Below are 19,040 nucleotides of genomic sequence, written 5' to 3' on the forward strand. Positions count from 1 at the left end.
TCGCCGCGCCCATATCTGCCGCACAGCCCAGGGAGCCATGTGGGAATGTTCATTTATACTGTAAAACGGTTCGCTTTGGCGGGGCTGATCCTGATCGTGGCGGTGACCGCTATGTTTCTGATGATCCGTGCCGTTCCCGGAGATCCTGTTTCCATCATGCTTGGACCTCGGGCCACGCCGGAGTTAAAGGCTTCGTTAATTGAGCAAATGGCGCTGGATCAACCGATCTGGAAACAATTGCTAATCTATTACGGGGGCCTGCTGCGCGGAGACCTAGGCATTGATGTCTTTTCCGGGCGTTCTGTCGTAGATATTGTCTTCCAACAGCTTCCCTATACGCTCGAGATGATAGCTCTGTCGGTCGTTTGGTCCGCTGCTCTGGGGATTGCGCTTGGGGCCTATGCCGCTGCCCACCCCAATACAATTATCGACCGAGTTGCCGCCGCTGTTTCAGTGAGCTTCGTTGCTGCACCTGCATTTGTCGTTGCCTTGCTGGCCTTGCTGATTTTTGCGGTTCAGTTGCAATGGTTTCCCGCCATTGGGGTCGGCGAAGGGTTTTGGGGACGCCTGAACCATCTGGTCCTGCCTTCTTTCGCCATCGGATTAAGTTGGGTCGGCTATATTGCACGTCTCGTAAGGGCTTCAATGCTTGAGGTTCTGGGCGAAGGCCATATTCGGACTGCGCGAGCCTTTGGTATTTCGGAGCGCCGGATCATAATGAGCTACGCTTTGCGCATCGCAATCCTGCCTGTTGTGACGGTTATCGGCGTTGGTATGGGCTTTCTGCTTAGTTCTGCGGTTTTCACGGAAATCGTCTTTGCACGCCCAGGCATCGGAAAGCTGGTCATCGACAGTATCACTACCCGTAACTACCCCGTTGTGATGGGCACTGTATTGGTTTCAACAGGACTGTTTGTACTTTCAACGGCCATTGCTGACCTTTTGAACGCCCTTCTTGATCCCCGTGCGCGTAGCACGAAATAAGGAACGTAAATCATGTCAAACTCCCGTTCCGAACTTAGTATAATCCTGCGTGGCGTCGCGAAAGATCCACTTGGCCTGATTGGGTTGATCATTGTGGGAACCATCGCCGTCAGCGCGATCTTCGCCGCTTGGATCGTGCCCTATGATCCGATTGGTATGAATATTCCCGACCGTATGCAGGGGCCTTCTGCTGCGCATTGGTTGGGTACCGATAATCTGGGGCGCGACACCCTATCGCGCGTGATTATGGGGGGGCAGGTCGCGTTGAAAGTTGCCCTACCTGCTGTGTTTGGTGCCATGGCGATAGGCCTGACATTGGGCATGATCGCAGGTTATGGGCCAAAATGGCTGGATAACCTATTGATGTTGTTCTTTGATACGTTGCGCTCCTTTCCCACTGTGATGTTTGCCTTGGCAGTGGTTGCTCTCGTTGGACCAAGCTTGCAAACGGTTGTTCTGGTTGTGATGGCCACGTCTATTCCGACCTATGGCCGGGTGGCGCGCACACAGACATTGACGCTTCGAAACAGCGAGTTCATTCTGGCTGAACGCGCTATGGGGGCCAGTATGGCGCGTATCCTTGGCGTGCATATGTTGCCCAACATCATCGGCGTTCTCGGCGTGCTCGCTGCAATGGATGTCCCCACTGTGATCGCCCTCGAAGCTGGGCTTTCGTTTCTGGGTCTTGGTGTGAAACCACCAACGCCCAGTTGGGGGGCATTGCTGAAAGATGGCTACGCTTTGATCCGTCAAACTCCCTGGCTTGTGGTTGGTGGTGGGTTGCCAATTATCCTAGCCACCCTTGGCTTTACTTTTTTAGGGGAAAGCCTACGCGACGTGGTCGATCCAAAGCTGAGGAAGAACAGATGAGCGATACATTGTTGGAAATCGACAACCTCAGCGTTGATTACGAAACAGAACGTGGTGATCTGAAGGCTTTGCGCGACATCAGTTTTGATGTGAAGAAAGGCGAAATCGTCGGAATCGTGGGTGAAAGCGGATGTGGTAAATCGACACTGATTTCTTCGATCCTGCGTTTGACTGCCCCCAACACAAGATTTCGCCAAGGAGAAGTGCGTTTCAATGGTGATGACATTCTGGCAATGACAGAACGCCAGATGCGTGATTTGCGCGGTTCGGATATTTCGATTGTGTTTCAAGACCCGATGCAAACCCACAATCCAGTGCTGACCATTGGGCGACAGTTGCTGGATATTCAGCACCGGTCAAAGGCAACGACGGCACAGAAATTGGAAACCGCGGCAAAGATGTTGGCGGCTGTGGGGATCCCTGATCCGCAGGCGCGTTTAAAGCAATACCCACACGAATTTTCGGGCGGTATGCGACAGCGCATCGCGATTGCCATGGCCCTGATGTCTGAACCAGATTTATTGATTGCTGATGAGCCGACAACGGCGTTGGATGCCACGCTTGAAGTCCAGATCATTGAGCGGTTGAAAGAACTACAAAGCGAGATGAACTGTGCAATCCTGTTTATTTCCCATCATCTTGGTGTGATCGCAGAACTCTGTGATCGTGTGGTCGTTATGTATGCGGGCGCGGTTGTGGAAAGCGGCGATGTGCGCGAGATTTTCCATGATCCCAAACACCCCTATACCCGGCGTTTGATTGAATGTGATCCGGGTCACATCAAAACTCGTGCCCGTATCTTGCCTACAATTCCGGGCGAAGTGCCCGATTTGGTCAACTTACCGGATGGGTGTATTTTCCGTGATCGTTGCGAACAGGCTTTTGACAAATGCCAGCAGGTGCCTGCCCTTGATAAACTGAAAGAAGGGCATTTTGCCGCCTGTTGGCTTAATCACCCTGAGGAGACCACGGCATGAGCGCGATCCTTGATGTAAAAGACCTTCAGACCAGTTATGGTAAAGTTAATGTTCTAGCTGGGGTTAGTTTTTCGGTTCAACCGGGTGAAACTTACGCCATGGTCGGAGAAAGCGGATCTGGTAAAACCACTGTCATTCGCGCCATTGCCGGTTTAGCGCCAGCGCAGGCAGGTTCAGTGAAATTTGATGGGCAGGAAATTCGTGGTTTGCCGGAACGCGCTATGCGGCCCTTGCGCAAAGACATTGCTATGATGTTTCAGGACCCGATTGGATCACTGTCACCACGTGTCACTGTACGCAATCTGATCACAGAACCCTATCGTATTCAGGGGATGAAGAATAAGGATATAGATGCTGAAGCCAAGCGCTTGCTTGCTTTGGTGAATCTCCCGTCACATTTTGCGGATCGCTATCCTTATCAATTATCAGGTGGTCAGGCGCGTCGGGTGGGTGTTGCCCGCGCATTGGCGCTTGAACCAAAGTTGATCCTTGCTGATGAGCCGACAGCAGGGCTGGATGTGTCTGTTCAGGGCGAATTGTTGAACCTGTTGAACGAATTGCGTGATCGGTTGGGCCTTTCGATGGTAATCATCACCCACAACCTTAATGTTGTGCGTCATATCGCTGACAGGATGGGTATTCTGTATCTTGGTCGACTTGTAGAAGAAGGCGATACAGAAGCCATCTTTGACCGACCTCGTCACCCTTACACACACTGCTTGTTGTCCGCGAACCCGGAACCAGATCCGGACGCCCAGCTCGAGCGTATTGCGTTGAAAGGCGAGCCACCCAGCCTTTTGCAACGTCCAAGCGGTTGCGAATTTCGCGAACGCTGCCCTGTGGCGTCTGACATATGTCAGCAAACCCCGATCTGGGAAGTAAATAACGATCATGGTCTGCGCTGCCTGACACCTCGCTAACTCCGGAATACTCATATGACTTCTGCACTGACCCTATATTTTAACGGGACGATCCTTTCGATGGATACGGCCGACTCCACACCCGAAGCGGTGTTGACACTTGATGAAAAAATCCTAGCCGTGGGGAGCGAAGCAGAACTGCGTCAGCGGATGCGCCATGGCGCCCGCGAATATAATCTACGTGGCAAAACCATGTTGCCAGCTTTCATTGATCCGCACGGCCACTTCCCCGATCCGGGGTTTATTAAACTGTTTCGCGTTGATCTTTCATCCGCGCCACGCGGTGATTGCGCCGATATTCCGCAAGCGATCGAGCGCCTCAAAGCGCGTGCTGAACGTACCCCAGTTGGTGAATGGGTGATGGGCGTGTCCTTTGATAACACAGCCATTGCAGAGGGGCGAATGCCGACCCGGAATGAGTTGGATCAGGTTTCGTCCGAACACCCAGTTTGGGTTATCCATGCATCCGGTCATAATGGTACAGCGAATTCTGTGGCGCTTCGAATGCAGGGGATTACAGAAAACACGCCGGACCCCCTTGGTGGCAGATATGGACGTGATCCAGAAACAGGTGTTTTGACTGGATTGATCGAAGGTATCGCAGCGATGGGCCCGATGGGTGACACGGATTTTTTGATAGATCGCGAAAAGTTCTGGCAGGGCTTTGATGCCACGCGTGATGAATACCTTGAACATGGTGTGACCTATGCACAAAATGCTTGGGCCACCCGTGAGATGCTCGAACATTTTGCGAGCTTGCCCGCAGATCAGGATCCGGGCATCGACATCATGTTACTGCCGATTGGAGAAATGGAACCTGCGCTAACACAAGGCGATGATCCACTTAAATGGCCAGGTAATCCACATTTCACCCTCGGTCCCAGGAAGCTGTTCACAGATGGCGCATTTCAGCTGCAAACCGCATTCTTGTCAGAAGACTATCACCACCCAATTGATGAAAATGCTCCGCGTGGCATGCCCTATACCGCCATAGACGAGCACCACAAGCAGGTGAAAAATCTACATGATATGGGCTATCAAATCCACTGCCATTGTAATGGTGATGCGGGCGCTGACATCTTCATTGATGCGGTAGAAGCTGCTCTGCGGGATACTCCGAGACAGGACCACCGTCACACGTTGATCCATGGCCAGGTTCTAAGGGATGATCAGCTTCAGCGCATGGCAAGCCTTGGTATGACGGTTAGCTTTTTCTCAGCCCATATTCATTTCTGGGGCGATCGCCACTACGAGAGTTTTCTCGGGCCAGAACGCGCAGAAAATATCTCTCCGGCAGCATCAGCGGAAAAACGCGGTGTGCGCTATACCTTACATAACGACGCGGCTGTAACACCGACACGCCCCATTTATCTCGCCCATTGCGCAGTCAATCGCGTAACGGCATCGGGTCGTACTCTTGGCGAAGCTCAAAAAATATCAGTACTATCTGCGTTGCGTGCCCAAACCATAGATGCTGCTTGGCAAGTTTTTCAGGAAGATACCCGGGGCTCTATTGAAGTGGGGAAAGTTGCAGACTTTGTTGTTTTATCAACTGATCCTCGTCGTGATGCCGCCAGGCTGCAGGACGTACGCGTAGCCGCAACAATTCGCAAAGGGAAGCGCGTGGATGTGCGCCAGGACTGAGCGCTGATTTATCGAAAGAAGGCACGTAATGGTGTGAATTTGGTTCATCATTGCGTGCCCCGCTTCTCATTCGATCATGAGTTGATTGCGGCAGGAACTGTAGCGCCTTTTATGGTCGATATGCTAGTGCAAACACACGTCACGTATTCGGAGTCGATAGATATTCCATGCGGATAATCCTAGCCGACAAAAGAGCCGTAGTCCGTCATTGTATCGCTGTCACCCTGTCCTCGTTGAAGTCGAGCAGCTGTTCCTTGACGAGCTCTTTTTCGTTCATTCGGAGTTAATCGATCTGAGCAAGCCGCCAGATCTAACGCCTCAAATTTAGGAACCGGCAAACCCTCATCGGCACAAGCATTTAGGCGCGACTGCATCTCTGTTCTCATCTTGACGTGATGAGGTTGCACATTGTTCAGGTGTTCAATGTCAGCGTCATACAGCGCTATTTCAGCGGCCGCTTCGCACGAGTTTAGCACTTCAAGGCCGATTTCAGTGTGCGCAACAAGGGCATTCCAACCTTCGTCTTCACCGACGGGAACCGCACCAGCCCAATCGTCACCGACGGCAATGTCGGCCTGCAGACCGATTGCGTCTGGGCAAAGTTTACAACGAAATTGTGTCGTCCAAGGGTTTTCATCCCAAAGCTCGTTGTAGGTCCCTTCAAGAGCGCTACCATCAGGCATAGTTGCTACAGTTGGACCGGGGCAGCCCATGCCGCGCCAGCGGAACGCTGTGGGCCGATCTTTATGGTAGTTCAGGTTCCGTCTCTCATAAAACCCTTCTAGGGATGATATGCTTGGAACCGTGCCGCAGAACATCGCTTGCGTAAACCGGATAAGATCGCGCGCACGGGCATCTTTACGCTGAAGGTTTTTAACGCCAGCAACATCACATGGCTTGAGCGAAACAGCAAAAGGCTCCCCCAAGTCAAGGACATCAAGGATGCTCGAAAGAGTGGCGGCACTGGCATAACGCGATCCGTTGGCGGCCAGCAGCTCTTCCTCTGTGCGACATACAGCAGGCAGGCTCCCATATGGGTTTTCAGGATCAGGAATAGCCTGCAAAATGAAATTGACACGACCTGTCTTAAGCAAATGGATGTTGATTGCGGTCATAATACCGCCGGAAGACGCTGCAAACCTGAGAGCCTTGTCCTGCGCGTATCCTCTTGCAATGCGGCGGCACTCCCCCCAGATCGCATCAAATCCCGGTTTCGTATCTGCCGAAAAAGGCCCTGTTACATTGATGCCGGGGCAAGAACCGAGAATGGCTTTCTCTTCGTCTTTTTCAAGTAACCGCGTCGGCGCAGGTCGCAAATGTCCGTGAGCCGCCTCGCGCATTTCGATAGCAGCATTCGGAGCTATAGCTTTGCACAGGCCGCAGCCTATGCAAAATCCATTGTCCACGATTTCACCCAGAGTTTGAAACTGTCTCATCTCAATCTCCCAATGCTCACATTAAGTTGCATGGTCGGACCCGGATCTGTCGAGCATACGTAGCAAGCCCGGCCATTCGGTTTTACCATTATAATTATAATGTTCTGACGCCGCCATTTGATCCTGATAGCGGGCTACTTTTTGCGGATCAATCAAGTGTAATTCACGCCCCATGGAAAGCGTTTTGATCTGAGTGGAACAGGTTTGACGCAAGAAGTATGCCCGGAAGAACGCAGCAGCGGCAGTATCACCTAATGCGTAGTAGCCGTGATTGTGACTAACCAGAATCTGATTATTCCCGAGCTGACGGATGAAATGTTCACCAAATGCGTCGTCCTCTTCGAATTCATACTCGATATAGCCCGTGATATTGCCCAGATAGACGGCGGGTTGGTTCAGCGGCAAAATTCCCTCTTCGATTGACCCAACAGCCATGACCTCTTCTTCGTGACCATGAACAAAGAAGTTCGCGTCATTACGAGACCCCAAGATCCACTTGCACAAGTTTTGCACGCCATCGTTAAGCCAAGGCGCATCCCGATCGACGGGCTGACCTTCTGCGTTGATTTTGATCATGTCAGAGGCCCGCGCTTCTTCCCAGAACATCCCGTAAGGGTGCACGAGATAGTGATCGGGTTGGTCTGGCACGCGCGCACTAATCGCGCCATTGGCCAAATCGGACATCCCATAATGGGCTACAACCCGAAAAAGCGCGGCAAGTTCGACGCGCGTCTGCCATTCGGCATCTGAACAGGTGTGTGTTGATGTTGCTAGGGTATCAGGCATTGGAGTGTCCTCTCTTAGGTGGCGTTTTTGGCGCGCTGTTGGCGTTTGATGGTGCGGATGCGTGAATAAAGATCATCTCGATCCGCGTAGAGCCCTTCGATAAATCGCGCGCCGCCCTTGGCGTCATACCCGGCGCGACCATGAAGCGCGCGCCGATTGTCAAAGGCCAGAAGATCGCCAGCTTGGTAGCTAAATTTCATTTGGTATTCAGGACTTTGGGCGCGGGTGCAAAAGGCGCGGTAAGCTTTGTACGCGCGTGCTTGAATATCCAATGGGGCTTTCAGCGGGGCGCGTAGGAACGTGTTGTATCTGACCCCGGTTATCGCCCCCTCGGCATTGGTTTCAACAACCGGTCCTTGCCCCCTATAATCCGACGTCTTTGCGCGATTATTATATTCCCAAACGTCAGTGGTCAGGGAGTAAAAATGATCGGACTCATTGGTTCGCATGTCTTCTGCAATTCGATACGCATCGACATAAACGCCCTCTCCACCAGTTGTGGTGTTGTCCCTCGTATAGAGAAACTGAAGCCCAAATGGTAACTCGCGTGTTGGCAAATCAATATGCTGAAGCAAGCTGCCTGATGTATAGGCCTGACTGTCGGGGTCATCTTTGATTTCAAGCACATATTGACGCCCGAAGTTGCTTTCGCGGACGGGGCCAATCATCGTCACAACCTGTTCAAGTAAACCATCCTGTTGCGGAAGATTGCGCAATCGCGCTACCCCATAATCCCGCAATGCTTCTAACCACTCCAAGAAAACATCGGAGTTCTTTAGGGCTTCAGGCCCGTCAAATGTTGGTGGCTCCGGTTGTTCTGCCGCATTCCACAAAATTGGCTGTTCAACGGAATCCGGTCCAAACCACGCTGTTCCGAACAACCACCCCGGATGGTAGGCGGTGTTCAATCCATCTGAAAACTCTACGCGAATTACGCCTGACTCTAAAAGTTCCACCGCTGTTAACGTCACATCGTCGACGATATCTGTCGGGGCGATTGCCATTTCACGGGCTTTGGGATGTGTTGTTATGGGGTCAGGACTGTTTTCCCGCAACAGCAAAACATGATGATCGCTAATGCGCCCATCGGACCATGTTAGACGCATGCTATACTCCGAAAATGACACGGTTTGCACCGTTTCATTCACAGGCCATATATTGAAATCCGGGGTCGCAGGCAATTCCGACATTATTGGTCCTCCTATCGAAAGACTAGCCGTGAAACCTGCAAGTGGGTTGACTGTATTTAGCAGTTACTTGACGCTAAATGACAAATGCAGGTGGTGCCATGATCCAAGTCGATATTGTTCTAACCCAGAATTTTCCAATGCTGTCTCTCACTCTGATCACGGAACCACTGCGTGTTGCCAATCGGGAACTGGGTAAACGGGTGTGGCACTGGCGCGTTTTAACAGCGACGGGCGGGCTAGTTCTGAGTTCCAGCGGATTTGAGTTACACTCTGCCCCGTTGGACGAGCAGCGTGCGGACATCGTCCTGTTAGTATCGTCCTACGCCCCGGAAAAAGCGCTGGCAAAACCGCTTCTGGGATGGCTTCGTGCAAAGGCGCGATCTGGGGCTCTCATGGGGTGCGTTGACACAGGGGCGTTGATTTTTGCCGAGGCTGGTTTGCTCACCAAGGCACCGGCCGCAGTTCATTTTGAAGCATTACACGGATACCGTGAGGCGTATGCTGATCAGATGTTCGCAGATAGGCTGTTTGATTTGTCGGACAATCGATGTTCAAGCGCGGGAGGGGTGGCTACTTTTGACATGACACTTGCTTTGATTGCTCGGTTCACGAACCGTGACTTGTCGCGCCGTGTTGCTGAGATTTTAACGTATCGTCCAACTGAGCACCTTGGGCCTCAACAAAGAATGTTAGCTGAGACATCGCTCATGCGCCTAGATCGCAATTTAGGCCGTGCAGTCGATTTAATGCTCGTACATATCTCCGAGCCACTCACTATTGCTGAAATTGGCGATCAGCTTGATTTGCCTGAATGGACACTAGCGCGGTTGTTTCAACGGCATCTTGGGCAGACGCCCTCTGAGTATTATCGTTATCTTCGCTTGTCCCAGGCTAAAAACATTCTACAAAATTCGAGCTACCGGATCAGCGAAGTCAGCAGGCTTTGCGGATATGAAAATCCTGAAAGCTTCGCTCGTAGTTATAAAAGGCAGTTCAAGGAAACAGCTAGTCAGACTCGGAAAAGATAGTATCAGTACAACACAATGCGAATGCTTGTTTTGAGTTCGCGAAAGGCTGCACTGATCCACAGGCCGGCAAACCCAAGCGCCACCTAGGGGGCGTTAGTTACGATGTTAGTTTGATTGCAAAAAGAATGAGAACCATTCCCGAAACTTGGCGGAATTTGTCGTATCTCTCTTGAGTCATAAGCTGGGTTCTCAAGAAATCTGCAAGTACCGAATACGTACTGAGCGACAGTATAGACAACCCACAATAGGTTAAGATCATAACGCTTGCTTGCAGTAAGATACTGCGCTCTTGGTCCAAGGTTTGAGGGAATAAAGCCATGTAGAAAAGCAATGCTTTTGGGTTGGTGGCGGCCAGCAGAAACGCTTCTGAAAACAGTTTTTTCGCTCTAATAGAAACGTCAGCGGAGGAGTTCGAAGATAAAGGTTCCTTTTTTATCAGTAATTTAATTCCAAGTCCCGCAAGATAGAAAATGCCCAGCCATTGAAAGAGAGACCAGAGAACGCTGGATGTCATCACAAAAGAAGCAATGCCCGCAGCGCAAACTACTCCGCCTACTGCAAGGCCAAAGGCATTTCCAAATATTGTAGGTATAACCCGCTTGCTACCCAACTGCACCGCGCGTCGCACGGTGTTCATATTCGCTGGTCCCGGTGTAACGATGTTCACGGCAGAAACGGTTAAGAAGGATATCCACAGTGCTAAATTCATGCTCTCTCCTGATGTTGAAGTGGTGAGGGCTGGAGCGTACCTATGAAGTCGTACAATGTACTTTTTAAAACGAAGGCAATGTTGTATTGTTTCTTATGTAATGTAAGGAGTTTTGGCTATATGGCTTATAAAGGAAATCTTAGTGGATGAATTGGATCGAACTATTTTGACTGCGTTGGCCTGCGATGCTCGTATCAGTTGGAAAGATTTGGCCGCAGGGGCAGGGGTCTCTTCGCCGACCATCCGTGATCGCGTAAAGCGATTACAGGACACAGGTGTGATTCAGAGCTTCGCTGTGGAACTCTCACCGGCCGCGCTCGGATACGCCCTTGAGGCCGTTGTGAGATTTCGCCCTCTGCCTGGCAAGCGTCACGTATTGGAGCAACAGATCCAAGACACCAGTCGGATTGTTCAATGTGATAAGATCACTGGTGAAGACGGTTTTGTTGCGCGTATGCTCTTGAAGGATATTGGCGAATTGGACCCATTGCTGGAAACGTTCGGACGGACGGCAACCACGAATACTTCAATTGTGAAATCGAGCCCCGTGAGGATGCGCCTTCCGCCATTTTAATGCCAAAACCCATCATGCGTTGACAGGCATCGAAATGGCGTTTTCGTCGAATTGTTTGTAAGGGTTCTGACAAAGCGATAAGCGGCGGCGTTGGCCAGGATTGAGAAGTAATATGCTTCCCGGTTCCCAAGTGTTTTTTGAGTGGCGCATGTGTGATTTGACCACATTTCATGTAGGAAAAAGAGCGACGTATCAACGCCGCCCTTTCTTTTTCTTGTTCAACCAAAACGGGGGCACATCGCCCGCCATCATACAGCCGTAAGCTGAAAACACATGCCAGTTCTTTTTATATTACTCTGCTTGATCGGCAGAGTCGGCATTCAGTAAACCGTAGTTTTGTTCACCGATCTCGTCGAGAAGCCCGATTTGTGTTTCCAGAAAATCAACGTGCCCTTGCTCATCTAAGATCAGTTCTTCAAACAGGTGCATTGATGCAAAGTCGCCAACATCTGAACAGTATTTGCGCGCTTCGGCGTATAGTTTGACAGCTTCCATTTCTGCTTCGAGGTCGCACGTTAGAGTCTCACGTACGTTTTCACCGATTCTAAGGGCATCGAGTGTTTGCAGGTTTGGGTGGCCTTCCAGGAAAATAATGCGGTCAATCAGCTTGTCCGCATGTTCCATTTCTTCAATGCTTTCCTCGCGCATTTTTTTCGCGAGTTTACCGTAACCCCAGTCTTTTTGCAGGCGGTAATGCAACCAAAATTGGCTTACGGCAGTTAGTTCTACCCGTAGCGCCTTGTTCAAATATTCAATAACTTTCTTGTCGCCCTTCATGACGCGTCCTTTTGTGCTGTGTACGAGAACGCAGGCCTCTCAGCTCTGCAGGTATTTCCAGTTTAGGATTTGAACGCATAGAGGCAACAAAAAGCTTCATGCAGCCGCCGCATTCTGGGGACTTACCAAGCGCATGATAAATTTTTCCGGGTGTAATAATCGCGCGCCTATCAGCTGCACGCATCCAATCAATGGCGGCGTGAATGTCTTTGTCACTGATGGCTTGGCAGCTACAGATTATCATGGCGGTACGACTCATTTTCCTATGGAGTCTATATCCGACAAAAATTATCAGAAAGTCAATCCTGATAAAAATAATCAGTTACTTGGTTTTGTACGTTCGCGCCAAAGTGTGAAGATCCCTGCACTTACAACGATCACTGCCCCAATGATAACATTCAGGTGGAGTGTTTCACTGAAAATAGACACGCCGATGATTGCTACGAAGACCAATTGTAAATAGGCGAAAGGTTGTACCGAGCTGGCTTCTGCGACTGAGTAGCATTTTATCAACAACCAATGACCCAGAGAACCGGTAACACAAAGCGCCCCCATGAACATCCAGTCATAACTGGACATCGGTTCCCAATACCAAACGCCTGCCAAGGTCATTGCAACGCTCCCCGAGACACCAGCCCAGAAAAAACTGGTGGCGACTGAATCTTTACGTGCAGCAAAGCGGGTAAGCAGGCCATAAAGCGCAAACATGCTCGCTGCCAGTAGGGGAATAAGGGCTAGAGGGCTAAACACTTGAAAGCCTGGTTTTAGGATAACAAGGATGCCGATGAACCCGATCGCAACCGCGCCCCAGCGCCGCCAACCGACTTTTTCCCCCAAGACAGGGCCGGACAAAGCCGTAACCAATAATGGGTAAGACGTGAAAACAGCATGGGTTTCAACAAGCCCTAAAGTTGTAAATGCGACAACCATGACGCAAACCTCGCCAGCAAGAAGAAGGCCGCGAAAGATCTGGAGGACAGGTTGATCCGTGGTTGCTGCGGCCTTTAAACCGCCAGCTTTGCGAGCCGCAATTGTGATGACGAATGCGGCAAAGAACCAATAGCGGATCATCACAACCATCAATACATTGTAGTTTTCCGCAAGATAGCGGGATAACCCATCCTGCACTGCAAAAATGAATACGGTGGCGATCATTAATAGAATGCCAAGTCGGGTGTTATTCTCGGTCACGGCAGGGCATCCAATTTTGCAATGGTCATATGACGTTTACGCCCGAAACCGGGAATGCGTTCTACCACAAAACCGACATCGGCCAAGGATCGCCGCACAAAGCCCGCAGCAGTGTAGGTGGCCAGAGTGCCGTTCGGTGCAGTATGTGCTGCGACATCGGCCAGCAGCCCCGCTTCCCAGAGTTCTGGATTTTTTGCAGGGGCAAAGCCATCTAAGAACCAGGCATCGGCTTGAGTATTCCATTGGGCAACGGTTGTCCGTGCATCGCCAACGCGAATGTCTGCAATCAGGTCGGCGGTTTCAATTTTCGTTTTTCCATCAGCCCATTGCGTCAAAAAGGGGACTGCAATTGCTGCGGCTGCGGGAAAGGCTGCCAATGCGCGGGCCATGTCGTCGGCTTTCATTGGATAGGCTTCAAAAGAGGTAAAACGCAGTTTCCCGGTTTGGCCTGATTGTTGCCATGCCAACAGGGCCGTGAGCATCGAAAGCCCGGTTCCAAACCCGAGTTCTGCAATTTGAAAGCCATCGCGAAATCGTTCAGGCAATCCGTTTCCCATCAAAAACACATGTTGCGTTTCCGCCAAGCCGTCATGAATGGAAAAGTAGGGATCGTCAAAACGCTTGGACACGGGCAAGGTTTCATCACGCCACTCTAGTTCTGCGTACTGGTCGTTCATGTTTGGATCGCCTAAAGGAATGCAACGCGGGTGTGCGCGGCGAACATGGGCAATGCAAAAAGGTTTGGCAATGGCTGATATCACAGTAATGGGCGCAGGGATTTTTGGGCTTTCGGTTGCGTGGGCCTGTCTAAAGCGAGGCGCATCTGTGCAAGTGGTGGAAAAAGACCATGCAGGCGCCGGATCGAGCGGCGGAATTGTCGGTGCGCTTGCCCCACATGTGCCAGACACATGGGACACCAAAAAGGCGTTTCAGTTGGAAAGCCTTTTAATGGCTGAAGCCTTTTGGGCAGAGGTTGCCGCGGTTTCTGGTATTTCGCCGGGATATGCTCAGACGGGTCGCTTGCAGCCCATCGGGAATGAACGGCTCTTGCAGCAGGCTTATGATCGTGTGCCCACATCAAAAGAGTTTTGGCAGGGTCGCGCGGAGTGGCGCATTATTGACGCAGCACAGGCCGGGGCTTGGGCGCCTCAGAGTGGATCAGGTTTTTTGATTTTTGATACTCTGGCGGCGCGGATTAACCCACGTCTTGCGACCCAGAGTCTGGCAAAAGCTGTCGAAGCGAAAGGAGCGACGTTCATCACAGCGGATGCGCGCACAGTGACCCCCGGTGGCGCTGTGGTGTGGGCAACCGGTTATCAAGGTTTGTATGAACTGTCGGATGAGTTTGAGAAACCGGCTGGCAACGGGGTAAAGGGGCAGTCTGCATTGCTCGCGTTTGATGCGCGGGATAGGCCGCAGTTGTTTGCTGATGCGATCCATATCGTGCCGCATGAAAATGGAACAGTTGCGATTGGGTCCACCAGTGAACGGTATTTTGATGACCCAAGCAGCACTGATGATCAGTTGGACGACGTATTGGCGCGGGCGCGTACCGCATTCCCGGTGTTGGAAAATGCGGCAGTTTTGGAACGTTGGGCCGGGGTGCGTCCGCGCGGGAAAACCCGAGCGCCGATGTTAGGGCACTATCCGGGGCGAGATGGGCAATATATTGCCAATGGTGGTTTCAAAATTGGTTTCGGAATGGCCCCTATGGTTGGTGAGACGATGGCGGAACTGATTCTGAATGACGTTGACCGCATCCCCACTTTGTTCAAGGTTGAGGCGAACCTTTGAGCGACATAAAATAATGGTGGGATGATGCTGAAAGTTGATAGTCTGGATCATTTGGTTTTGACCGTGTCTGATATAGACGCAACGGTGGGATTTTACTGCGATGTGTTGGGCATGCAGGCCGAAGTGTTTCATCCGGTTGATGGTAGTTGTCGCACCGCGTTAAAATTTGGCAGTCAAAAAATCAATCTGCATAAAGCGGGGGGTGAGTTCGACCCCAAAGCGAAACAACCCACGCCGGGAAGCGCGGATTTGTGCTTTCTTAGCCAAACGGATTTGGCTGAATGGCTGGTGCATTTCACCAACAATGGCGTTGAGGTCGAACAAGGCCTGGTTGCGCGAACTGGGGCAACGGGGCCGATCGTTTCGATCTACGTCAGAGACCCAGATCGAAACTTAATCGAAATATCAAACCGCGTTTAAACGGCAGCCTGTAGGCGTTTTACAACTTCACCCAATGACGCAAGGTAGCGATCATTGGTCAGCTGACCGTTTTCATCAAATTCAGCATAAGACTGTGCTACCGAAACCTCAGGCCCGGTGAGCAGGTTGGGTTGAAACGGAGTCATCGCCAAGCGTAAAGCGTATTGAGCACGTGCACCACCAGCACGACCTGCAGCGGCAGCGATAATAGCAACAGGTTTATCCTGCCAGGGATTGTTTTCAACGCGGCTCACCCAATCTAGTGCATTTTTCAGAACACCCGAAAAGCTTTGGTTGTATTCGGGTGTTGCGATTAGCACAGCATCTGCGGCAGCGATTTGATCCGCTAGAACCTGCACGTCAGCTGGAATGCCTTCGTTTTCTTCAAGATCGCCATCATACAGCGGGAGCCTTAAGTTGGCTTCGGTCAAATGCGCGCCTGACACGCGTGCTGCTTCGCGTAGGAGCTTGCGGTTAAAGGACCCTTCGCGCAGTGCGCCGGAAATACCCAAAAGTTTTAGTTCTGACATGGCTATACCTTTCTAATCACGTTGCTGTGAACTTGGCCGTACAGCCGGACAGTTACAACTGCACCTCATGCACAGTGACTCTGCGATTAATGTGGAAGTGAAAGAATGCTGGTAAATATTGCTGTGAGTAAAAAGATAGCCGCGAACGCCAAAGCTTCCCACCGAATGGTCATGGCGAGCTGTGTGGCCGCATTTTGATCACCGGCGCGTAGTTTCGGAACAAAACGCAGTTTGTTAAGCGTAGCGAGGATTAATAGCGCGACTACGAAGGCAATCTTGAGGGCAAGCGCGCGACCATACGCAGAATTGAACAATGCGTCGAATGACCCAAGAATGAGCCACGCTAGAAAGCCACCCATGAACAGTAAAAGAGGGACGACAATCATTGCTATTTGGCCAAACCGATGGGCAATTACGCTTGTTTGGATCGGAGGGCATGTACAGGCCATATGATATAGGGGCCAGAGAGCGCCAAGCCAAAATGTGACACCTAAGAGATGTAAAAACAGTGCAGGCTTTGCGGTTACGTATTCAAGAGTGGACACATGGCCAACCTGAAAAAACGAAGCCAGAATACAGATGCACCCCAATCCGACAGAAATCTTTTGTCCACGAAAGCGGGTCAAAGATGTGAGAAGAAAAAAGCACCCAACAAGCCGTAAAGCGAGAGCCCATCCGACGGGGCCACCCCAGAGTAATGATAAAATGAAAGGGTCCGTTAACCCTGCAACGCTTCCCGTAAGAGCCATAGCATTTAGGCTAAAGGATAAGATGGTTCCGAATAGCCCGCTCAAAAGACAGCCAAACAAAAGACGTGGGTGTTTTCGGTCAAAGACCGCATCAAAAAATACCGCGCCAATCGCGCCGAGCAGGCCTGCATATATCAGAAGTTTGGCTGCTACCGCGCTAATGTCCCACAGGCCAGATGTCATTCAACGGTGAACTCAAACGCACCGTCCAGAATATGGCCATCTGCGCCTAAGCCGCGCCATTCGACGACATATAGACCAGCATTCAAGGTGTTTGCTGGAAAGCTGAAATTCGTCGCAAATTCGGTTGCGCCGGACATGTCCAGCGGAATTGCAGTATCATTTTGATAGACAAGCTGAACCAGAGTGAGGCGGATGTCACTGCCAAATTTCATGACAATTTCCTCTGGTGGCATAGAAAGCCTTTCGCCATCCTCTGGTGTAGTGTGACGCAATGGAGAATGTGCAAGTATTGGTGTCGCCAATATCAAGCAAAGAGCCAAAGAAAGAAAAATTTTCATCTATCGTGTCCTAAGTTCGGCTGATGCAATAGTGTTTGGAATACTGATACAGTTTCCAGCCCCTAGAAGGTCAAGGCACAAAAAAGCCGAAGCAGTGATGCTTCGGCTTTGGATCGTTCTAGTGCTGGGTTTAAAATTCAACACCGATCTGGGCTTTGACACCTGCACGGAAGGGGTGCTTGATCAATTCCATTTCCGTGACCAGATCCGCAATTTCGATCAATTCTTCCTTGGCATTGCGCCCTGTCATGACGACGTGGGTCATTTCTGGTTTTTCTTCGGTAAGGAAGGTTACAACGTCATTGATGTCGATATAATCGTAACGCAACGCGATGTTGATTTCATCAAGAAGAACCATGGTGTTGGCAGGGTCGCGGATCAATTCTTTGGATTTTTCCCAAGCGGCCACAGCCATTTCGATATCGCGCGATTTATCTTGTGTTTCCCATGTGAACCCTTCGCCCATCGTGTGGAATTCACAGGTGTCAGAGAATTTTTCCTGAATGAGATTGCGTTCACCACATTCCATTCCGCCTTTGATGAATTGGACAACAGCACATTTCATATCATGAGCGATACAACGGAAGATCATACCAAACGCAGCAGATGATTTACCTTTGCCTTTGCCTGTGTGGACGACGATCAGGCCTTTCTTATCGGTTTTGGTCGCCATGATTTTATCGCGGGCGGCTTTTTTCTTAGCCATCTTCATTGCGTGGCGTTCGGTATCTTCGCTCATCTTATTCCCCGGTGTTGTTCGCGTTTTGTTGATTGGACCGGAAGCCGTGTGGGTTTGCAAGCCCTCTTGCGTCTGATCACACCATTTTGGCGACTGCGGTTGACCAATTATGAAAGAAACATCCAGATTGCTACCGCAGCAAGTATGGCACCAAACATTGTGTTGAGCTTTCGCGCGCTTTCCGGGGTTCTGAAATAGGTTGCGATTTTGTCCCCGATCATCGCCCAGAGCGAAAAGGCAACCAGATTGTTGAGCGTGAATATTGTGGCAATAAACAGCACCCCGGTCCAAGCGTCAATTTCGGGCTGAGTCAAAAACTGTGTAAACATAAGCGCCATGATGACGTAACCCTTTGGATTCAAGAGGAGCAATATGAACCCGTCCATAAACGTCGCAGGTTTCGCGGCCTGATCTCCATCGAGGGTATTGGCTCGGAACATCTTCCAAGCAATCCAAAGGACGTAGGCAGACCCGGCGCCCTTGATGATAGAGAAGAATTGGGGAAACGCATCTAAGGTTGCGACAAAGCCTAATCCAATGGCCGTGCTGACACCCAAGGTTGCAAGGTGATAGCCAATATTTGCCGGAATTGTTGATCGAAACCCAAACCGTGCACCATTGGCAGCAAAGAACATGTTGCCGGGACCCGGGCTATAGGCGAGGGGGAATAAAAATAGCAAAAGGGCGAATGTTAAGTGAACCATCTTTTTGTCCTAGAATTTTGATCTACGTTCACCCAATTTTCAGCTCTTATCGACCCGTTTCTTGCTGAATGGCAGCGGTAAATCTCTGAGTGGGGGCATATCTAGGAAGACGAGGGGGATCTATCCAGTTGTCAAAAAGTACTTTGCAATTCCGTATACATAAAGTGCGCTGAACATTATGTTGATATACTTCAATTGCCGTTCAGTGTGGAGCCATGCACAATATATCCATATGAGGCAAAAGGGCAGGCTGAGAAACATCGTGTAAGGGTACCAGTTTTGAACAACTGCGACTGTACTCGCGGCACCTAATAATAGCGCAAACCATTTCAATTTTTGCTCGTGATCAGCCAGTTTAAACGTACGCATAAAGCCGCATTTACCTTTCGCAAATAACAATGTTGTTGATCCGCCATGCAGTGCTTTAGCACTTCAAAAAGACTGGCGTTTGGTTCTTTAATCATATTTTGGGTCGTAGGTCATGTTCTTATTTGAAA

At 50.7% G+C, this 19,040-nt stretch carries 21 protein-coding genes; 9 read left to right on the plus strand and 12 right to left on the minus strand.

From position 1 onward, the window contains the following. The first annotated feature begins 45 nt into the window (after positions 1-45). From G9C99_RS14080 to G9C99_RS14100, 5 genes are read left to right on the plus strand one after another with little or no spacing between them, the layout of a single operon-like run. Entirely contained in the window at positions 46-984 is a 939-nt protein-coding gene (locus G9C99_RS14080; protein WP_166418151.1) for an ABC transporter permease, read from the plus strand. A gap of 12 nt (positions 985-996) precedes the next feature. Next, positions 997-1,854: an ABC transporter permease gene (locus tag G9C99_RS14085; protein WP_166418152.1), complete on the plus strand. Its 858-nt coding sequence runs from the start codon at positions 997-999 to the stop codon at positions 1,852-1,854. Then, on the plus strand, positions 1,851-2,831 hold the full coding sequence (locus tag G9C99_RS14090; protein WP_166418153.1) for an ABC transporter ATP-binding protein: 981 nt from the start codon (positions 1,851-1,853) through the stop codon (positions 2,829-2,831). The genes G9C99_RS14085 and G9C99_RS14090 overlap by 4 nt, the downstream gene beginning before the upstream one ends. Beyond that, positions 2,828-3,751, plus strand: coding sequence for an oligopeptide/dipeptide ABC transporter ATP-binding protein (locus tag G9C99_RS14095; RefSeq protein ID WP_166418154.1), 924 nt, complete (start codon positions 2,828-2,830; stop codon positions 3,749-3,751). Before G9C99_RS14090 ends, G9C99_RS14095 begins: the two co-directional genes overlap by 4 nt. 15 nt (positions 3,752-3,766) lie before the next feature. Continuing rightward, positions 3,767-5,395, plus strand: coding sequence for an amidohydrolase (locus tag G9C99_RS14100; RefSeq protein ID WP_166418155.1), 1,629 nt, complete (start codon positions 3,767-3,769; stop codon positions 5,393-5,395). 179 nt (positions 5,396-5,574) lie between these two features. Here G9C99_RS14100 and G9C99_RS14105 read toward each other — a convergent pair whose 3' ends face one another. From G9C99_RS14105 to G9C99_RS14115, 3 genes are read right to left on the minus strand one after another with little or no spacing between them, the layout of a single operon-like run. Next, the gene (locus G9C99_RS14105; RefSeq protein WP_166418156.1) at positions 5,575-6,831 is read right to left on the minus strand and encodes a Coenzyme F420 hydrogenase/dehydrogenase, beta subunit C-terminal domain; all 1,257 of its coding nucleotides are present in this window, start codon (positions 6,829-6,831) and stop codon (positions 5,575-5,577) included. A gap of 21 nt (positions 6,832-6,852) precedes the next feature. After that, on the minus strand, positions 6,853-7,617 hold the full coding sequence (locus G9C99_RS14110; protein ID WP_166418157.1) for a class II aldolase/adducin family protein: 765 nt from the start codon (positions 7,615-7,617) through the stop codon (positions 6,853-6,855). A gap of 14 nt (positions 7,618-7,631) precedes the next feature. After that, positions 7,632-8,807: a TauD/TfdA family dioxygenase gene (locus tag G9C99_RS14115; protein ID WP_166418158.1), complete on the minus strand. Its 1,176-nt coding sequence runs from the start codon at positions 8,805-8,807 to the stop codon at positions 7,632-7,634. 77 nt (positions 8,808-8,884) lie between these two features. Between G9C99_RS14115 and G9C99_RS14120 the strand changes: the two genes are divergently transcribed. Continuing rightward, positions 8,885-9,835 (plus strand): GlxA family transcriptional regulator, encoded by a 951-nt coding sequence (locus G9C99_RS14120; RefSeq protein WP_166418159.1) that lies wholly within the window; start codon positions 8,885-8,887, stop codon positions 9,833-9,835. Between the two features lie 97 nt (positions 9,836-9,932). Here G9C99_RS14120 and G9C99_RS14125 read toward each other — a convergent pair whose 3' ends face one another. Beyond that, entirely contained in the window at positions 9,933-10,544 is a 612-nt protein-coding gene (locus G9C99_RS14125; protein ID WP_166418160.1) for a LysE family translocator, read from the minus strand. A 142-nt stretch (positions 10,545-10,686) separates the two neighbouring features. On the opposite strand from G9C99_RS14125, the gene G9C99_RS14130 reads away from it, so the two are divergent. Then, positions 10,687-11,118 (plus strand): Lrp/AsnC family transcriptional regulator, encoded by a 432-nt coding sequence (locus G9C99_RS14130; protein ID WP_331460008.1) that lies wholly within the window; start codon positions 10,687-10,689, stop codon positions 11,116-11,118. A 291-nt stretch (positions 11,119-11,409) separates the two neighbouring features. Here the strand turns inward: G9C99_RS14130 and bfr are convergent, their stop codons facing one another. From bfr to mnmD, 3 genes are all read right to left on the minus strand, one after another. Further along, the gene (bfr, locus tag G9C99_RS14135; protein ID WP_166418161.1) at positions 11,410-11,895 is read right to left on the minus strand and encodes a bacterioferritin; all 486 of its coding nucleotides are present in this window, start codon (positions 11,893-11,895) and stop codon (positions 11,410-11,412) included. A 318-nt stretch (positions 11,896-12,213) separates the two neighbouring features. After that, the gene (locus G9C99_RS14145; protein ID WP_166418162.1) at positions 12,214-13,086 is read right to left on the minus strand and encodes a DMT family transporter; all 873 of its coding nucleotides are present in this window, start codon (positions 13,084-13,086) and stop codon (positions 12,214-12,216) included. Next, positions 13,083-13,763: a tRNA (5-methylaminomethyl-2-thiouridine)(34)-methyltransferase MnmD gene (mnmD, locus tag G9C99_RS14150; RefSeq protein WP_166418163.1), complete on the minus strand. Its 681-nt coding sequence runs from the start codon at positions 13,761-13,763 to the stop codon at positions 13,083-13,085. The genes G9C99_RS14145 and mnmD overlap by 4 nt, the downstream gene beginning before the upstream one ends. Before the next feature lie 64 nt (positions 13,764-13,827). Between mnmD and G9C99_RS14155 the strand changes: the two genes are divergently transcribed. Continuing rightward, the gene (locus G9C99_RS14155; protein ID WP_166418247.1) at positions 13,828-14,880 is read left to right on the plus strand and encodes an NAD(P)/FAD-dependent oxidoreductase; all 1,053 of its coding nucleotides are present in this window, start codon (positions 13,828-13,830) and stop codon (positions 14,878-14,880) included. Between the two features lie 24 nt (positions 14,881-14,904). Further along, positions 14,905-15,300 (plus strand): VOC family protein, encoded by a 396-nt coding sequence (locus G9C99_RS14160; RefSeq protein WP_166418248.1) that lies wholly within the window; start codon positions 14,905-14,907, stop codon positions 15,298-15,300. Here the strand turns inward: G9C99_RS14160 and G9C99_RS14165 are convergent. From G9C99_RS14165 to G9C99_RS14185, 5 genes are all read right to left on the minus strand, one after another. After that, the gene (locus G9C99_RS14165) at positions 15,297-15,830 is read right to left on the minus strand and encodes an NADPH-dependent FMN reductase (RefSeq protein WP_166418164.1); all 534 of its coding nucleotides are present in this window, start codon (positions 15,828-15,830) and stop codon (positions 15,297-15,299) included. The genes G9C99_RS14160 and G9C99_RS14165 overlap by 4 nt on opposite strands. Positions 15,831-15,916: 86 nt before the next feature. Further along, positions 15,917-16,762 carry a copper resistance D family protein gene (locus G9C99_RS14170; RefSeq protein ID WP_166418165.1) on the minus strand — a complete coding sequence of 282 codons (846 nt, stop codon included), beginning with the start codon at positions 16,760-16,762 and terminating at the stop codon, positions 15,917-15,919. Continuing rightward, the gene (locus G9C99_RS14175; RefSeq protein WP_166418166.1) at positions 16,759-17,100 is read right to left on the minus strand and encodes a copper resistance CopC family protein; all 342 of its coding nucleotides are present in this window, start codon (positions 17,098-17,100) and stop codon (positions 16,759-16,761) included. Before G9C99_RS14175 ends, G9C99_RS14170 begins: the two co-directional genes overlap by 4 nt. Before the next feature lie 130 nt (positions 17,101-17,230). Further along, positions 17,231-17,839, minus strand: a complete 609-nt coding sequence (gene cobO / locus G9C99_RS14180; protein ID WP_166418167.1) for a cob(I)yrinic acid a,c-diamide adenosyltransferase — start codon at positions 17,837-17,839, stop codon at positions 17,231-17,233. A gap of 107 nt (positions 17,840-17,946) precedes the next feature. Next, complete coding sequence (locus tag G9C99_RS14185) at positions 17,947-18,543, minus strand: LysE family translocator (RefSeq protein WP_166418168.1); 597 nt, start codon at positions 18,541-18,543, stop codon at positions 17,947-17,949. Positions 18,544-19,040: the final 497 nt, after the last annotated feature.

Origin of the sequence: Cochlodiniinecator piscidefendens (assembly GCF_011326755.1) — a bacterium.
In the GTDB taxonomy this organism is placed as follows: domain Bacteria; phylum Pseudomonadota; class Alphaproteobacteria; order Rhodobacterales; family Rhodobacteraceae; genus Cochlodiniinecator; species Cochlodiniinecator piscidefendens.